Source organism: Ensifer sp. ENS02 (genome assembly GCF_014851885.1).
GTDB lineage: Bacteria > Pseudomonadota > Alphaproteobacteria > Rhizobiales > Rhizobiaceae > Ensifer > Ensifer adhaerens.
In genome coordinates, this window is the sequence record NZ_JACVAO010000018.1 from 43,858 (window position 1) to 61,110 (window position 17,253).

At 61.8% G+C, this 17,253-nt stretch carries 15 protein-coding genes; 2 read left to right on the forward strand and 13 right to left on the reverse strand.

Annotated features, from left to right (window positions below):
• Together IB262_RS29230 and IB262_RS29235 are read right to left on the reverse strand one after the other, a co-directional pair.
• Positions 1 to 1,182, reverse strand: coding sequence for a putative 2-aminoethylphosphonate ABC transporter ATP-binding protein (locus IB262_RS29230; protein WP_192494051.1), 1,182 nt, complete (start codon positions 1,180 to 1,182; stop codon positions 1 to 3).
• A gap of 86 nt (positions 1,183 to 1,268) precedes the next feature.
• The gene (locus tag IB262_RS29235) at positions 1,269 to 2,279 is read right to left on the reverse strand and encodes a putative 2-aminoethylphosphonate ABC transporter substrate-binding protein (RefSeq protein WP_089045783.1); all 1,011 of its coding nucleotides are present in this window, start codon (positions 2,277 to 2,279) and stop codon (positions 1,269 to 1,271) included.
• 165 nt (positions 2,280 to 2,444) lie between these two features.
• Here IB262_RS29235 and IB262_RS29240 point away from each other — a divergent pair, with 165 nt between their 5' ends.
• Entirely contained in the window at positions 2,445 to 2,630 is a 186-nt protein-coding gene (locus IB262_RS29240) for a hypothetical protein (RefSeq protein WP_060516634.1), read from the forward strand.
• Between the two features lie 23 nt (positions 2,631 to 2,653).
• On the opposite strand, the gene phnY is transcribed toward IB262_RS29240, so the two are convergent.
• The 4 genes from phnY to IB262_RS29260 all read right to left on the reverse strand — a co-directional run bounded on the left by phnY (position 2,654) and on the right by IB262_RS29260 (position 8,354).
• Entirely contained in the window at positions 2,654 to 4,108 is a 1,455-nt protein-coding gene (gene phnY, locus IB262_RS29245; protein ID WP_034794751.1) for a phosphonoacetaldehyde dehydrogenase, read from the reverse strand.
• A gap of 10 nt (positions 4,109 to 4,118) precedes the next feature.
• Positions 4,119 to 5,381, reverse strand: coding sequence for a phosphonoacetate hydrolase (phnA, locus tag IB262_RS29250; protein ID WP_034794753.1), 1,263 nt, complete (start codon positions 5,379 to 5,381; stop codon positions 4,119 to 4,121).
• A gap of 15 nt (positions 5,382 to 5,396) precedes the next feature.
• Positions 5,397 to 6,599 (reverse strand): 2-aminoethylphosphonate--pyruvate transaminase, encoded by a 1,203-nt coding sequence (locus tag IB262_RS29255; protein ID WP_060516642.1) that lies wholly within the window; start codon positions 6,597 to 6,599, stop codon positions 5,397 to 5,399.
• A gap of 102 nt (positions 6,600 to 6,701) precedes the next feature.
• On the reverse strand, positions 6,702 to 8,354 hold the full coding sequence (locus IB262_RS29260; RefSeq protein WP_034794759.1) for a Na/Pi cotransporter family protein: 1,653 nt from the start codon (positions 8,352 to 8,354) through the stop codon (positions 6,702 to 6,704).
• A gap of 117 nt (positions 8,355 to 8,471) precedes the next feature.
• On the opposite strand from IB262_RS29260, the gene IB262_RS29265 reads away from it, so the two are divergent.
• Positions 8,472 to 9,347: a LysR substrate-binding domain-containing protein gene (locus IB262_RS29265; RefSeq protein WP_034794762.1), complete on the forward strand. Its 876-nt coding sequence runs from the start codon at positions 8,472 to 8,474 to the stop codon at positions 9,345 to 9,347.
• Positions 9,348 to 9,374: 27 nt separating this feature from the next.
• Here IB262_RS29265 and kduD read toward each other — a convergent pair whose 3' ends face one another.
• From kduD to IB262_RS29300, 7 genes are all read right to left on the reverse strand, one after another.
• A complete protein-coding gene (gene kduD, locus IB262_RS29270) occupies positions 9,375 to 10,139 on the reverse strand; it encodes a 2-dehydro-3-deoxy-D-gluconate 5-dehydrogenase KduD (protein WP_192494052.1) in 765 nt (254 codons plus the stop codon).
• Positions 10,136 to 10,972: a 5-dehydro-4-deoxy-D-glucuronate isomerase gene (gene kduI / locus IB262_RS29275; protein WP_060581367.1), complete on the reverse strand. Its 837-nt coding sequence runs from the start codon at positions 10,970 to 10,972 to the stop codon at positions 10,136 to 10,138. Before kduI ends, kduD begins: the two co-directional genes overlap by 4 nt.
• A 37-nt stretch (positions 10,973 to 11,009) precedes the next feature.
• Positions 11,010 to 12,875: a DUF2264 domain-containing protein gene (locus tag IB262_RS29280; RefSeq protein ID WP_192494053.1), complete on the reverse strand. Its 1,866-nt coding sequence runs from the start codon at positions 12,873 to 12,875 to the stop codon at positions 11,010 to 11,012.
• Between the two features lie 75 nt (positions 12,876 to 12,950).
• A complete protein-coding gene (locus tag IB262_RS29285) occupies positions 12,951 to 14,234 on the reverse strand; it encodes an ABC transporter substrate-binding protein (protein WP_063894955.1) in 1,284 nt (427 codons plus the stop codon).
• A gap of 44 nt (positions 14,235 to 14,278) precedes the next feature.
• Positions 14,279 to 15,361, reverse strand: a complete 1,083-nt coding sequence (ugpC, locus tag IB262_RS29290; protein WP_034794772.1) for a sn-glycerol-3-phosphate ABC transporter ATP-binding protein UgpC — start codon at positions 15,359 to 15,361, stop codon at positions 14,279 to 14,281.
• 34 nt (positions 15,362 to 15,395) lie between these two features.
• Entirely contained in the window at positions 15,396 to 16,169 is a 774-nt protein-coding gene (locus IB262_RS29295) for a carbohydrate ABC transporter permease (RefSeq protein ID WP_226020913.1), read from the reverse strand.
• Positions 16,170 to 16,281: 112 nt separating this feature from the next.
• Complete coding sequence (locus IB262_RS29300; RefSeq protein WP_192494054.1) at positions 16,282 to 17,208, reverse strand: sugar ABC transporter permease; 927 nt, start codon at positions 17,206 to 17,208, stop codon at positions 16,282 to 16,284.
• Between the last annotated feature and the right edge of the window lie 45 nt (positions 17,209 to 17,253).

Sequence of the window (17,253 nt, forward strand, 5' to 3'; positions counted from 1 at the left end):
TCATCGTCCAGCCCCCCTCGGATAGAGCAGCAGGCGTTCGCGCGGGATCTCCACCTGGATGGCGCCGCCGGTTTCGATCCGGAGGCGTCTCACCGCGTTGACGGAGAAGTCGGCAACCAGCGTGCGCTCGCCGAGACGCGGGGCCGTCAGGCGCGTGCGCCAGAACATGCCGAGGAACTCCATCTCGCGCACCTCGGCATCGATCAGGTTCTGCGGTGTGGCCGGCCGGTCGCTGGCGTTGACGGCATGGGCATCGGCTCCGTGGGGAATGATGTCGACCGGGCGGACGACCGCCGTTGCCGCATGGCCGGCGGAAAAATCCTCCGTCGAACAGCAAAAGGCGGAGTGGCCGATCTCGACTTCGTCATCTCCAAGAACCCGGGCTTCGAACTGATTGGTCTCGCCGATGAAGTCGGCGACGAACAGCGTTTCGGGATGACGGTAGATTTCGGTCGGCGAGCCGACCTGCTCGATGACGCCGTGGTTCATGACGACGATCCGGTCGGCCATGGCGAGGGCCTCCTCCTGGTCGTGCGTCACCATGACGGTCGTCACACCGAGCTTTCTCTGCAGCGCCTTGATCTCATGGCGAAGGTGCACGCGAACCTTGGCGTCGAGTGCCGACAGCGGCTCGTCGAGCAACAATAGCCCCGGCGAGATGGCGATGGCGCGGGCAAGCGCGATGCGCTGTTGCTGGCCACCGGAAAGCTGGGCCGGATACTTCTTGCCGTGCGCCGAAAGGCCGACCGTTTCCAAGAGTTCGGCGACCCGGGATGCGACCCCCGCCTTCGATCGGCCGGTGTTTTCCAGGCCAAAGGCGATGTTCTGCTCGATCGTCAGATTGGGAAAGAGCGCATAAGACTGGAAGACGATGCCATAGTCGCGGCGGGAAGCCGGCAGCGTCGAGATATTGCGGCCGTCTTGCAGGATGGTGCCTTGCGTCTGCAGGTCGAGACCGGCGATGGCTCGCAGCAACGTCGTCTTGCCGCAGCCGGACGGGCCGAGAAAACAGACGAACTCGCCCCTGGCAATCGACAGCGAAATGTCGCGAAGCGCGACGAAATCGCCATAGGTCTTCCAGAGATCCGAGATCTGCAAGTAGGGGGCCGGCTCCGCGGCCGCGTCATCGGCGAAGTGCTGACGGCTGGTGGGCGTCGGTTCGATCGACAGGGCATGCCTCATCTGCAAGCTCCGCTGGCTTGAGGGATTTTCTTTCCGAGAAATGCGATCGGGCGCAGCGCAAAGGCGCTGCGCCCAGCCGATCAGGCTCAGCTCTTCGGTTCAGACTTGGCGTCGTAACGCTTCTGCCATTCCTTGAGGATGTCAGAGCGGTTGTTTGCGGCCCACTCGAAGTCGTTGACGATCATCCGGGAAGCGATGTCGTCGGGCAGGTGCTCGACCTGCTTGGCGACGCCCGGATAGGCAACGACGGCATAGCCGGCATTGTACATTTCGTTCGCTTCCTTGGTGACCGACCAGTCGACGAGCGTCTTTGCGGCTTCGAGGTTTGCCGTGCCAGCGATGATTGCGGTTGCCTCGGCCTCCCAGCCCGAACCCTCGGCGGGGAAGATGATGTCGATCGGTGCACCGGCACTCTTGGCCTTGGCGCCCGGAAACTCGAAGGACACGCCGATGACGGCTTCACCGGCGCCTGCCATCTTGCACGGCTTGGAGCCGGAATGGGTGTAGGCGGAGATGTTCTCGTGGAGCTTGTCCATGTAGTCCCAGGCCTTCTCCTCGCCCCACATCTGCATCCAGCCGGAGACGTCGAGGAAACCGGTGCCCGAGGATGCCGGGTTCGGCATCACCACGTGGCCCTTGTATTCGGGGTTCGTCAGGTCTTTCCAACTCGTCGGCGGCTTGAGGCCGAGCTTTTCGCCCTCGACCGTGTTGTAGCAAAGAGCCGCGACATAGGCGTCCATGCCGACCCAGCTCGGCGGCGTGTCCTTGTCGACGAATTTCGGGTCGAGCGTCTCGACGCCCTTGGGCTGGTAAGGTTCCAGCATGCCTTCGGTCTTCAAGAGAAGCAGCGAGGTTGCAGCGAGCCCCCAGACGACATCGGCCTGCGGATTGTCCTTTTCTGCAAGCAGCTTGGCGGTCATGACGCCTGTGGAATCGCGCACCCAGTTGATCTTGATGTCCGGGTGGGCCTTTTCGAAGGTCGCCTTGTAGCGGTCGAGGTCGACGGCTTCGACGGCGGTGTAGACGGTGAGCTGCGTTTCAGCGGCAGCGATGGCAGGAAGCACAGCGGAAACGGCGCCGGCAAGCACAAAGAGCATGCGTCTGTTCATGATTGAAGTTCTCCTCTGAGGTCCTGGTAAAACCGGGGAAGCGCGGCGGACAATCTTGTCGTTGCCCTGTTGTGATCGGCTTCGGGAAACATTCTGCGCAGCGGTTTCCTGTAAGTAAAATTTATTATTCTTATCGATTAGAAGAAAAAAACTATGGATGTTCTGCCGCAGAACTGGGCATGGAAACCGCGCTTGACCAAGGCGGCGGCAGGTTTCGATACGATTTCGCACAATCTGCCGGATGAAGGAGCAGATCTAAGATTGCGCGTCGCGCAGAGCCCCGCGACGCTGCGGGAGCAAATAAAAAGGGAGCCGCCATGGCGGCTCCCAGAGGGGTGAATCAGCGGGGGAAACGCTTGAAATCACCATGGCAAGGAGAATGTCTTGACGTTGGTAAAGCTCTTCATCGCCTCGATGACGCCTTCCTTGTAGCCGTTGCCGGAATCCTTGATGCCGCCGAAGGGGCTCATCTCGATCCGGTAACCCGGCACTTCCCAGATGTTGACCGTGCCGACCTTCAGCCCGGCGATGTATTTCTGCATTCGCCGGAAGTCATTGGTGCAGACGCCGGAAGAAAGGCCGAAGGCGGTTGAGTTCGAGAGCGCGATCAGCGCGTCGTCATCATCGGGCGCGCGCACGATCGGTATGATCGGCGCGAAGGTTTCTTCCATCACCAGTTCGCTCGAATGCTTAACGCGGTCGACAACGATTGGCGGCAAGAGGGCGCCTTTACGGCCGGGATCGTAGAGGATCTCCGCCCCTTCTTCCGCTGCCCGGTGCACCCGCCGCTCGAAGACTTCCGCCGCCTTGGCATGGACGACCGTGCCAAGGTCCGTCGCCCGGTCCATCGGATCGCCGAACCTCAGCTTTTTCGCTCGCTCGAGCACCAGCGGCACGAAGCGGTCGGCAACGCTCTCCTGGCAGAGGATGCGTTTCACAGCGGTGCAACGCTGGCCGGAGTTCTTCGTCGCGCCGGCAACGGCCAGATCCGCGGCTCTTGCGAGATCGTCGTCCGACAGATCGTTGAGGATGATCAGCGGGTCGTTGCCGCCGAGCTCCAGGATCTGCCGCTTGTAGTGGGCGTGGGCCGCGATCAGCTTGCCGACTGGAACGCTGCCGGTAAAGGTGATGAGGTCGAAGTTCGGATTGGTGATCATCTCCATGCCAATATCGGCGGGCCAGCCGGTCACGACCGAGAGCATTTCCGGCGGCAGGCCGGCCTCATAGAGAATGTCGGCGAAGATAAGCGCCGTCATCGGCGTCAGTTCTGTCGGCTTGAGCACAACGCAATTGTTCGTCGCAACCGCCGGCGCGACCTTGTGTGCCACCATGTTGAGCGGATGGTTGAACGGCGTGATCGCCGAAATGGCGTTGAGCGGTTCGCGCGTGGTGAAGATCTTGCGCGCCTTGCCGTGTGGTGTGAGGTCGCAGGAGAAGATCTCGCCGTCGTCATGAATGCACATCTGGCCCGAGAGCGTCAGCACGTCGAAGGCGCGGCCGACCTCGTAGAGCGAGTCCTGCTTGGAGATCCCGAGCTCCAGCGTGATCAGATCAGAGATCTCCTCCTTGCGGGCAACGAGCAGGTCCGCAGCCTTGAGCAGGATGCGCTGACGCTCGTAACGCGTCAGCTTCGGCTGGTAGGCGGCCGCGATCTCGAAGGCCTTGCGCGCATGCTCGGCGCTGCCCGCAGGCACCGTGCCGATCACCGCATCGTTGAAAGGGTAGCGCACCTCGATGCGCCCTTCGGTATCGACTGTCTTGCCGGCGATCCGCATGGGCTCGTGGCGAATTGCAAATGCTGTTTCCACCTTGGTCATCGCTCCCTCCCTAGTGCGTTGTCTGGGCGGCTGCGACGAGCGCGTAGTAGAACGCATCGAAATTGCGCAACGACGCGGATGTCAGCAATTCGGGCAGTTTGCGGTTGGCGATGAAAGGCACCGCCTGTTCGGTCAGGCCGCCATGCGAGCGCAGCGGTTCGTTCAGCGCCGCCAGATCATGGCGATGTTCGCTGGTGCCGAGCGTCTTGTTTTCCGAGGAGATCAGCACGAGATCGCCGATCCGATCGTCGGGCAGCTCGAAGCGTACGCAGGCTTCCGGGCGGGAGAGCACGACGTCGATGCCTTCGATCGCCTGCAGCCGCTCGATGATCTCCTCCTTGTCCGCACTTTCGGGCAGATAGGCCGTGGCAAACGAGCCGAGCGCGCCGTGATGCACGACATAGGGGTCGGTGATCGGCAGGATGACGCGCGCGGCGTCCTTGCCGAGCCATTGGTCGAGCAGGTCCTGCACGTAGATGACATCCGGCGAACCGTCCGCCTTGTGCTTCGGCTTCATACCGTGGTCGGCCGTGACGATGATGGCCGCGCCGAGCGCGTCGAGTTCGGTCAGATACTTGTCGAACATCTCATAGAAGGCGTTCGCCTGGGGTACGCCCGGCGCATATTTGTGCTGCACATAGTCGGTGGTCGTCAGGTACATGACATCCGGCCGAAATTCCTTGAGCAGCTTGACGCCGGCGGCAAAGACGAATTCGGAGAGATCGGCCGAATAGACTTCCGGTACAGCGCGACCGAGCCAGGCCGAGGCATTGTCGAGGCCGTTTTCCGCCTCGGTCGTCTTGTCCGCCTTTTCAGACGAGAAGCAGATGGCCCTGCCCTCGTCATACTTCAGCCCGTGGCCGAGCAGCGCCCTGAGCTTGTCCTTCGCCGTCACCACGGCGACCTTCGCACCCGCATCGTAGAATGCCTTGAAGATGGTCGGGGCGCGCAGGAAGCGTGGATCGTTCATCATCACTTCGTTACCCGTCTGCGGTTCGTAGAGATAGTTGCCGCAGATGCCGTGGATCGCCGGCGGCCGGCCGGTAGCGATGGAAAGGTTGTTCGGATTGGTGAAGCTCGGGATAACGCTGAGCGCGGTGCGCTCCGTCCCGGTCTTGCGGATGCGCTCGAGCGTCGGCATCAGCCCGGCCTTGATGGCTTCGTCGAGATAGGCCGGCTCGCAGCCGTCGAGGCAGATGGCGATGGCCGGGACATTCGGCCAGGGATAGGTGCGACGGTTGGCGGTAACGGTGATCTTGGACATCTTGTTCATCGTAATTTCCTCAGTTCAGGCAGCGAGACGGCGACGTTCTTCAAGGGCGACGGCCGGGGGAGCGGCGCTGTCGACGCCCATTTCGGAGAGTGAGTTGCGGGCGGCCTCGACCACGCGGCGCATGACATGCTCGTCCATGCGACCGATGCAGCCGACGCGGAAACTGTCGACCACCGTCAGCTTACCCGGGTAGATTATGAAGCCTTTGTCCTTCATCAGGTCGTAGAAGCGGTCGAAGGCGAAGGCCGGGTGGGCCGGGCTGAAGAAGGTGACGATGATCGGCGACAGCCACTGGTCGGCAAGCAACGTCTCGAAACCGGCCTCGCGCATGCCCGCGACCATGACGTCGCGGTTGCGGGCATAACGGGCTCCGCGACCGGCGACACCGCCCTCTTCCCGATGCAGACGCAAGGCCTCCAGGAACGCCGCGACAACGTGGGTCGGCGGCGTGAAGCGCCACTGGCCGGTCTTGTTCATGTAGTCCCACTGGGCATGCACATCGAGGCTGAGTGAATGGCTGCGCCCCTTGGCTGCCTCCAGTTCGCTCTTGCGGGCGATAACGAAGCCGAAGCCCGGCACACCCTCGATGCACTTGTTGGCGGAAGAAACGATCGCCTCGTAGCGGAAATCGCCGATACCGGCCGGCACTGCGCCGAAGGCGCTCATGGAGTCGACGAGCAACTTGCGACCGCGGGAATAGACTGTGTCGGAAATCTCCTTCAACGGGTTGAGGATGCCGGAGCTCGTTTCGCAATGGACGATCACGACATGGGTGATTCCAGGGTCGGCATCGAGCGCTGCTGCAACCTCCGGACCGCGTGGCGGCATGTAGTCGCCCTTGTCGATCGTCACATGGTCACGACCGAGATAGGAAAGCGTCTGGGCGATGCGCTTGCCATAGGCGCCGTTCATCAGCACCAGCACACGGCCGTCCTTCGGGACGAAGCTGCCGAGCATCGCCTCGACCGAAAACGAACCGCTGCCCTGCATCGGCACGCAATCGAACTCGCCCTTGGCATCGCCGGCAATCTCGAGCAGTTCCTGGCGAAGCTTGGCGGTCATTGCCCGGAAATCGCCATCCCAGGAACCCCAGTCCCGCAGCATGGCTTCCTTAACCCGATAGGCCGTGGTTAGCGGGCCGGGCGTCAAGAGATAGGGCTCGCCCAGCCTCGGTGTTTCCAGGGGCGCGATGGTTCTTTCAGAAGCGGTGTTTGGCATTGTCCGTCCTCGCGGTTGGCGTGTTCGAGAACGACAATGGGGCGGAAACATCTATCTGTAAAATCGTTCTTTTGTATCAATCTATCGTTTCAATTTATATATCTAAGCAGCAGGCACGAGCCGGCTTTCCAGGAGGTCCCCGCTCTCGCGCAGGCGCGGATAGGCCATCGTCGTCACCAGCGAATTGACCTCCTTCAGCGCCCGAACGATCTCGAGATGCATGTCGCTCGACAGGATGCTGGTCGCGATGCCCTGCCGAAGCCGCTCCAGATGGCACTTGCTGCTTTCTTCGACCAGGCGACGCACATGTTCCTTCTGCCGAACCATTTCGCGCGCGATCACCGGGTCCGGGGAGACGAGAAGATTGGCCGCCAGCCTGACGTTGGAAGACACGGCCGCATGCAGCAAGGTGAGTTCACGCCATCCCTCCTGCGAGAAGGTCCCTGCGCCCGCAAGCCGCTCCTCGGCCATTTGCAGGAGGCTCTTTGCGACGACGTCTCCGGCATATTCGAGATGGATCGCTGCCTCGGTGAGTTCGATGCCGCGCCGCGATTGCTCTTCGGTCAGGATGCCGCGGTTGACGGCGGCGATGTAGAGCTTGATTGCGCTATGGGCCACGTGGATGTCGCCATCGATGCTTCTGAGCGCCTTGACCGCCTGCGGTGTCGGCGCGTGAATGACGGTCATGACGGGCTCCAGCATCCGGGCGATAAGATTGCCCATGTGCAACACCTCGCGTGCCGCGGCCGCCAGCGCCTGCGCCGGTTTGTCGATCAGCGCCGGGTCAAGCGCACTGACATGAGCCGCACGATCATTGGCACCGGCGGCCTCCGGCATGAGCAACCGAACGAGGCGCGCCATCGGGCCGCAGAAAATCACCCCGACGAGAACCAGGGCAGCGTTGAAGAGCACATGCAGATTGACCAGCTTGCCGGCCACAGTCTCCCCAGGAAGCCAGTCGAACGGGGAATGCAGCGAAAAGAGTCCGAAGATCGCTGCGGCGAACAGGGCGCGGAAGAGGAGATTACCAAGCGGCAGGCGTCGGCCTTCGACCGGCAGACCGCGGGTCAGCCACAGCGCGATGAGCCCGCCGCCGATGTTGACGCCGAGCACCAGGGGAATGCCGACGTCCAGGGGCACGATGCCCTTCACGGCAAAGGTCAGGATCAGCAGGATCGCTGCCACGCTGGAGTGCAGCGCCCAAGTGAAGAAGGCGGCAAGGATCATCACGCTCAAGGCATCCTTGCCGACGAAAGCGACGACGGAAGGCAGCATCGGGCTCTGAGAGAGCGGCTGCGTCGCATGGCCGATCATCTGCAGCGAGAGCAGCAGCAGACCGATGCCGAGCACTGCACGCCCGGTCTCGACGGACTTGCGGGTCGATGCCTTCAGATGCGCAAGACCGCCAGCGGCGATCAGAAGCGGCGCCAGCCAATGCAAGTCGAAGGACAGGATCTTGACGACAAGCGCCGAGCCGAGATCGGCACCAAGCAGCACCGCCAGGCCGGTATCAAGCGCCAGCGCGCCGCTGACGGCAAAACCGGCGGCAAGCATGGCGACCGCCGTCGAGCTTTGCAGCGCAATGGCAACCGCGCAGCCGCAGATGGCCGCACGCGGTCGTCCACCGGCGCCACCGACGGTACGCGCGACGATGTCGCCTGCCGCCGCCTCAACACCTTTCTTCACGAGGCTGACGGCGTAGAGCAAGAGGACGGTGGCGGCGGCAAGCTCGAGGACGACGGCCGGGAGGTTCATGAGGCGCGCTCCGGATAGAGGTGGAATCCGAAAACTATCCGCGCCCGCTTTACATAAATCAAATCGTTCGTTTTAATCAAACTATCGTTCAAATCTATTCAAGAAGGCGTCGTACGCATGCGCTATGTCCAGCTCCGCGCCTTTCATAACGTGGCCATCCACGGCGGTTTCTCGCGTGCCGCCGAAGCGCTCTTCCTTACTCAGCCGGCAGTCTCGGATCAGGTGCGCAAGCTCGAGGAGGAATATGATGTCCTCCTCTTCAACCGGAACAAGAAGCAGGTGACGCTGACCCAGGCGGGCCAACAGCTCCTGGAAGTCACCCGCCGCATGTTCGACGTCGAGCAGCAGGCCCTGGATCTTTTGTCGGAATCACGGGCGCTGAGAGCGGGAAAACTTCGGATCGTTGCCGATGCCGCCCATCACCTGCTGCATATCCTTGCCGCTTTCCGGCGCACCTATCCGACCGTCCAGGTGTCGATCGATTCCGGCAACACCGAAACCGTCATCACCAGCCTGCACGCCTATGAGGCAGACATCGGCGTTCTCGGCGAGATCCCGCAATCGAGCGACTTCGACATCCTGAAACTCAACTCCACGCCGATCATAGCCTTTGCGAGCCGTGACTATCCGCTGCAAGGCAAGAAAAAGGTGACTTTCGCTGAACTCGTGAAGCACCCCTTGGTCATGCGCGAGCAAGGCTCCAAGACCCGCCAAAAGCTCGAAACGATGTCGCAGCAATGTGGCGTGCAACTGACGCCGCTCATCGAAGCCGAAGGTCGTGAGGCGGTGCGCGAGATCGTCGCCGCCGGCGGCGGGGTCGGCTTCGTTTCGTCGGCGGAGTTCGGGCAGGACAGCCGCCTCATTCCCATCGAGATCGAAGCGCCCGAGATGCTGATGGACGAAGCACTCATCTGTTTGCGCGAGCGCAGCAACGGGAAACTGGTCAGCGCCTTTTTCGACATTGCCCGCAGGCTAACCTCTGCGCCGGCCTGATCGCTACCCGGACGGCAGCAACGCAATTTATCGCGCCAACCAGCCGCCATCAACCGGGACGACCGCGCCATGCATGTAGCGGGATGCCGGCGCCAAGAGAAAAACGGCAGCCTCGCCAATATCATCGGGCGTGCCCCAGCGACCGGCCGGGATGCGGTCAAGGATTGCCGCTGAGCGGTCCGCATCCGCGCGCAGCGCCTCGGTGTTGTTGGAGACGATGTAGCCAGGCGCGATCGCATTGACGTTGATGCCCTTGCTTGCCCATTCGTTGGCAAGGATGCGGGTAATGCCCAGCACTCCATGTTTTGAGGCGGTGTAGGATGCGACACGAATGCCGCCCTGGAAGGACAACAACGAGGCAATATTGACGATCCGCCCGGCTCGCTTTTCGTCCAGGAGTTTTCGGCCATAGGCCTGGCAAAGAAGAAAGGCCGCCTTGAGATTGAGGTCGATCACGTCATCCCAGTCGGCCTCCGAGAGCTCGGTGGAGGCCGACCGACGAATGATGCCGGCATTGTTGACCAGTCCATCCAATGGGCCGCACTGTCCCCAGACGCGGTCAAGCAACGTTTTGACCGCCTCTCCATCGCTAAGATCGCAGGCAAACGGCTGGATCCGGCCGCCCGCCGCTTCGACCTTTTCGACTGTTTCGGCCATGGACGAGCGTCCGACCGCGACCACTTCGCCGCCAGCCCGGGCGACCGATACCGCGATGCCTTGGCCGATCCCGGTGTTGGCACCCGTAACCAGCACGCGCTTGCCGTCGAGGCTGAAGGCCGAGAGATCGCTCATCGCAACGTCTCCATCGGGACCGGGTCGGCGTCGGTGTAGTCGACATTGTCCCCCGCCATCGCCCAGATGAAGGCATAGCTGGAGGTGCCGCAACCGGAATGTATAGACCACACCGGCGACAGCACCGCCTCTTCGTTCGCCATCACGATATGGCGGGTTTCGGAAGGCTCTCCGAGAAAATGGAAAACCCGCGCCGGCTCCGGAAGGTCGAAATAAAGATAGACCTCCATGCGTCGATCATGGATGTGCGCCGGCATCGTGTTCCACACCGACCCTTCCTTCAGTTCCGTCATTCCGACGACCAGCTGGCAGGTCTCGATCCCATTGGTGAACTGAAAGATCGATCGTTCGTTCGATGTTTCCAGGCTGCCGAGATCGAGACGTTTCGCGCCTGCGATCGTCAAAAGCGCTGTCGGGTAAGTACGGTGCGCGGGGGCTGACAACAGATAGAACTTTGCCGGCTTCGACCGGTCGTCCGACGAGAACACCACGTCCGACCCCATGCCGACATAGATCATGTCACGGGGACCGAGCACATGGCTCTTTCCGGAAACGACGGCCCGCCCCGGCCCGCCGATGTTGACGGCAATCAGCTCGCGGCGCTCGAGAAACGTCTTCGTTCCCATCGGCTTGATGGCTTCGAGCGTCAGCTCCGCCTCGACCGGCATCGCCCCACCGATCACCATGCGGTCGTAATGGGTATAGGTGAGGTTGACGCGATCGCTCGCAAACAAACCGCCAATGTGGAAATTGTGACGCAGCTCGTCGGTTCCCATCGCTGCGGCAGCAAGCGGATCGATGGCGTGGCGGGATGTAAAATCGGGGATCGTCATATCAAGTCTTTCGGTCGTTGTGGCAGGATCGAGGATGTCAGAGCGGTACGCCGCGCATCAGCGTTACGGTTGTCCCCGTCTCGGACACGCGCCGTCGCAGCGCTCCGACGTCGGGTGCTGCAGGCAAGCGGGATAGTTTCCTTGTCCCCTCTGTTGCATCGGCCTGCGCAAGCACGGCGACGGCGAGCGTGCTGACGCCGACTGGAACAGTACCGCGCAATTGCGGAACCAAGGTTTTTGCGGAAACCAGGTTGGTGTTTGGGGCAGCGATATGGCAGCGGCCCTCCCGAGGGTTCGTCGAACCGATGTCGAGGATGGCTGACAGGTCCGTCGCCGTGGCAACGACAGCGCGGCCGGCACCCTGTTTGCAAACTTCGCCGGCGTCTCGCCCGACTGCAAAGCCGCCTTCGATCGTGGCGAGCGTCCGCGGCGTGTCGATGCGGTGAAGCCGAACCTGGAAATCGCCGTCCCAGTAAAGCCAGGTCTCGACCAAGACATCGGCGAAGGGCCGCCAACGCGCATAGAGAAGGTTGTTGGCGACGAGCGCCTCTTCGTTGGTTTCGCGCACGCGGAAATGCACGCCGTCATCGCTGAAGCCGATCATGGATTCGAGCACGGAATTGTCGAACCGCCAGAGATCGTTCTCGATGCTGAAGCCGTATCGCCCCGAATAGGCGAACTTCGCGTATTTCTCAGGCGCGAAGCGGATGAAGGTGTTCTCGGCGCTCGTGTGCTGGCCACAGGAGAGCGCAATGGCATCCCCTGCCGGATTGGCGATCAGGAAACCGATATGGCGCTGCGTGGAGACGGCGGATCGCTGTGGGCAGGCGTCCTCATCGCTCGCCCAGAACGGATGGTCCGCCGGCAGCATCAGCGGAAGGAAGGCCTTCAGCGCCCAATAGGGCGATTGCGCGGAATTGTACGGTTCCGACATGATGAGGTTGGGATAGGCGTAGCCGACGGGCATCACGCCATCGCGCGCGGCGAAGGGGTGCTTCGCCCACCAGCGCAGATGACGCAGGAAGTAACCCTTCTGTTGTCCGAAGGGGATCTCCTCGTCGCCTGCGAGCGCCATGGCGCCGAAGAGGCCGGCAATGGCAAAACGATAGGTCATCGAGCGACCGAAGCAGAGCGCCGGTCCGTCATCGGCAAACCATCTCGCCATGTCTCCGGCGATCAGTCGAGCCCGCTCCCGATACCTTTTCGTCCAGTCGCCGCCATCGAGGGCCGCCAGGATCAGGCCATAGAAGTGAAAGGCGAAGGGAATGTAGTGGTCGGCGCGGCGCGTATCCCCATCGTGATACCAGCCATCGCCGAGGTAGAACGCGTCGAGTTCCTGCCGGTACTGGTCGTCGAGTTCTCGATCACAATCGACCCCGACATGTCTCAAACCCATGCTGACGAGCAACCGGAAGAACTTCCAATTGTTGTCGCTATATTCGCAGGCATGGCCTTTGAGCAGATAGGCAGCAACGTTTCGCCGTTCGGCCGTAGACAGGGGCGCCCAGAGCTTGTCTGGAACGAGCCTCAGTGCAAATCCGATCGCTGCGAGTTCCACGAGGCGCTGGCTGCGGTCGAACGGGTCGCCCCAGTATTCCGGATGGGCCGGATCACAGCCATTGGCAAGACCGCGCGCGATCGGCGTCCAATCGATCCACGATGCGCCGCCGACCTCGGCCGGTGCCAGGCCCCAGAGCAGACGGGAATAACCCTCCAAGTCGGCGGACGCCTGGTCGAAATGTGCCGCATGCGCATCCAGCCGGATGCGAGCGCCGCCGGCAGACCGATATTGTTCAACCGGCTCCACCAGCGCCTTGAGCGCGGCCTCGACATCGGCGCGGCTTTTGAGCGGATTGCCCGCCCACGGTTTAAACAGGGTTTCGGGGAAGATCGTGTCGGTCATGCCAAAGGTTTCCGTTCGAACATTGCCGCGCGGGGGGATGACTTCCCGCGCGGCCCGGCAAAGTGGAGCGGATGCTCAGGCCTTGAGAATGCGGTCGGCCGATGAGACGAGTTCGTTGCCTGCTTCCGCCGGCGTCAGCTGGCCGAAGGCGACCTTGTCGGCGAGCGGCCGGAAGACGCGCTCGTCAAGTTCACCAGCACCGAGCGGCACGGCCGGCGGGTAGGTGCCGACGCGATCCGCAATGCCGTTGACATAGTCGACCGTCTTTTTCGCCGTGGCGTCGATCGAGGGAAGAACGGCGGTCTGCACGTCGGTGTTTACAGGCACGCCGCGCTCGACCTGAAGGATCTTGCCGGCCTCCAGGTCGTTGACGAAAAAGTCGATGAATTGCGCTGCGAGTTCCGGGTTCTTCGCGGTGCTTGCGATCGACCAGTGCAAGCCGGGGCGATAGAAAAGTCCGGAGGGACCATCCGCACTGCTGACCGGCAGCGACGTGATATCGAGCGTGCTCTTGGAAATCTTCTGGAAGGCAGGGAGCTGGTTTGAGAAGGCAATCGCGATGGCCGCGTTGCCGGTCGCCAGCGGGTTGCTGTCGACCAGCACCTTGTCGAGCGCTTGTATCTCGGCGGAGACGCAGCCGCCGTTCTTGGTGAGGCTCTCCCAATAGCCGAACCAATCGGCCGCATCGCTGGCCTCATAGCCGAGCTTTCCGGCTTCCGTGTAGAGCTTCTTGCCGCGCTGATGCAAAAACGCCTCGAAGGCGTACGTGTAGCGCGACGCGTTTCCAACCGCCCAGACGTTCTTCTTGCCTATTGCCTTGGTAAGGTCGATCGAGAACTTGGCGAAGTCGTCCCAGGTGGTTTTGGCCGAAGGCGGGATAAGCCCGGCTTTCGTGACCGCATCAGCGTCGTAGATCATGGCAAAGGCGTTCAGCGACAACGGCATACCGGTCACCTTGCCGTCGACCGTTCCAAGATCGAGCACACCTGGCACCAGCTTGTCCGTGCGGATGACCTTGCCGAGATAGTCGTTGAGCGGCAGGTTGGTGGACCGGCGGCTATAATCGGCAAAGCGGCTGGGCTCGAGCTGGAAAATGTCCGGGGCGTTCCCACCGGCGATCATCGTCGTCAGTTTGGCCCAGTAATCGCTCCCGCCCACTTCGCCGACGATCTTGGCGCCGGAATGCGCCGCCTCGAAGAGCTTGGCAACGCCAAGCGTGCGCTCGGCGCGGCTGGGTGTACCCCACCAATAAAGGCGCATGGAATCCTCCGCAAAGGCGCGGAACGCGGGCATCGTCGCGAGTGTGGCGCCGGCCCCGAAAAGCGCGGCGTTACGCAAAAAATGGCGTCTGTTGATCATGTTCTCCTCCTCCATGATTTGTTCCTTGAGATCTCTCTTTGCGATCAATGGCCGATGCGGTCGCCGGCCCCGTCGAACAGGTGGCAGTTTTCCGCGGCAATCCGGACGTCCAGCGTTGAGCCGGCAGTGATCGGGCGTTGGCCATCGAGAGCAACCGTCAGCGACTGCCCGTCGGTGAGCCGCCCGTAAACGATGGTCTGACCGCCGAGATGCTCGACATGGACGACCGTCAGCGCGCCAAGTTCGAGCCCGCCGGTCGCGTCGATACCGATATGTTCGGGCCGCAGGCCGAGGCTGACCTTTGTGCCAACCGCGATGCGCTCCTCGATCGGGAGCCGCGCAATTCTGCCGGCAACATCGATCGAGATACCGCCGTCGCGGATGTCGCGTGCGACGGCATCGAGGAAATTCATCTTGGGCGAGCCGATGAAGCCGGCGACGAAGCGGTTGGCGGGCCGGTTATAGATCTCGAGCGGCGTGCCGTGCTGTTCGATGACCCCGGCGCGCAAGACGACGATGCGGTCTGCAAGCGTCATTGCCTCCACCTGGTCATGGGTGACGTAGATCATCGTCGCGCCGATATCCTTGTGCAGCTTGGCTATCTCGACGCGCGTCTGGACGCGAAGCTCCGCATCGAGATTGGACAGCGGCTCGTCGAACAGGAAGATCTTCGGGTCGCGCACGATTGCCCTGCCGATCGCTACGCGCTGCCGCTGGCCGCCAGAGAGTTGCTTCGGCTTGCGGTCGAGCAGATGGGTAATCTGCAGGATGTCGGCGGCCTTGCGGACCCGCTTGTCGATCTCCGGCTTCGGCATCTTTGCCGTTTCGAGACCGAAGGACATGTTCTTGTAGACGCTCATATGCGGGTAGAGCGCATAGGACTGGAAGACCATGGCGATGCCGCGCTGGCTCGCCTCCTTCTCGTTCATGCGCTCGCCGCCGATGGAAAGTTCGCCGCCGCTGATCGGCTCGAGCCCCGCAATCATGCGCAAAAGGGTCGACTTGCCGCACCCCGATGGGCCGACGAAAACCACGAACTCTCCGGAGCCGATCGCCAGATCGACGCCGCGGATGATGTCGAGATTGCCAAAGCTCTTCTTGATCTTGCTCAAAGCCAGCGTCGTCATCGTTTCCGTCCCTATCTCTCAATTCCAGTTGGTGTCAGCGCTTCATGCCGGTTGTCGCGATGCCTTCGATCAGCAGTCGCTGGAACAGCATGAAGAGGATGAAGATTGGCAGCACCGTCAGCGTCGACATGGCAAAGAGCGAGCCCCAGTCCGACGTCCCGGTGGAGTCGACGAAGGTGCGCAGACCGAGCTGGGCGGTGTATTTTTCGATGTCATTCAGGTAGATGAGCGGCGCAAAGAAATCGTCCCAGGTCCAGATGAACGAGAAGACCGCTGCCGTCGCCAACACCGGCGTTGAGAGCGGCAGGATCACCTTCAGGAAGATGCGCAGCGGGCCGCAACCATCCATGATGGCCGCCTCGTCGAGCTCGCGCGGGATGCCCCGGAAAAACTGCACCATCAGGAAGATGAAGAAGGCGTCGATCGCCAAGAATTTCGGCACCACCAGTGGCAGGATGGAGTTCACCCAGCCAAGCTTCAGGAACATCACATATTGCGGGATCAGCACCGCATGCTGCGGCATCATCAAGGTGCCGAGCATCAGTGTGAACCAGAAACCGCGCCCCTTGAAACGCAGGCGCGTGAAGGCATAGGCCGCCATCGAGCAGGAAATGAGGTTGCCGATGACGACGAGCAGCGAAATCACCAGCGAATTGAAAAACATCCAGCCAAAGCCGATACTCAAGCCGGTCCAGCCGCGGCGATAGGCATCGACTGTCGGGTCAGTCGGGATCAGCCCCGTCGAGGTGAAGATCTCGCTGTCCGGCTTGAACGAGCTCGCGACCATCCAGAGCAGCGGATAGAGCATGAGAAAGCTGACCGCGACGAGCAGCGCATAAAGCAGAGCACGTTTCCACGGGGATGTGCCAGATACGCCGGCGTCGGCGCGCGAAGCGATGGTGGTCGTCGAAAGAGCGGCATCAGTCATCGTAGTGAACCCAGTACCTGGCTGTCAGAAATGACATGGCGGTGAAGAAGGCGATGATGAGCACCAGGACCCAGGCCAGCGCCGAGGCATAGCCGAAGCGGAAATTGGTGAAGGCTTCCTGGTAGAGGTAGAGCGTGTAAAACAGCGTGGAGTCGATCGGACCGCCGGTTCCGTCGCTGATGACAAAGGCCGAGGTGAAGGCCTTGAAGGCATCGATCGTCAGGATCACGGCATTAAAGAAGATCACCGGCGTCAAAAGCGGCAAGGTGATCTTGAAGAACTGCCGGGCCTTGCTGGCGCCATCTATGCTTGCCGCCTCGTACATGTCCTGCGGGATCTGGCGCAGACCGGCAAGAAAGATGATCATCGAGGATCCAAACTGCCAAACCGCCAGGAGAACGAGCGTATAAAGCGACGTCGAAGGGTTCGAGATCCAGCTTGGCCCTTCGAAACCGAACAACGCATTAAGCGCCTGATTGAGCAATCCGTCGCCGGCAAACACCTGTCGCCACAGGACCGCCACGGCGACGCTGCCGCCGACCAGTGACGGCAGATAGAAGATCGCACGAAAGAGCGACAGGCCTTCAAGCCCCCGGTTTAGCGCCACTGCCACGGCAAGCGCAAAAAGCAACTTCAAGGGAACCGACAGCAGCACGAAGGTGAAGGTCACGTTCATCGCCGTCCAGAAGCGCGGATCATCGGTCGCGATGCGCACGTAGTTCTCCGCGCCAACCCAGTTTGCTGCGTCAAGGCCGCTGTAGTCGGTCAGAGACAAATAGAACGAGGCGACAGCAGGCCCGAGCGTCAGCAGAAAAAAGCCGATAAGCCACGGCGTGATAAAGCCGTACCCGGCCAGGCTCTCTGCGAGCCTGAACCCGCTGCCGGCAGCCGGCCTTTCAGTTGTCCCTAATGTGGACATTGTATCTCTCTCCAGCGATGCCCGGCTCCTCCCGAGCATCCGATT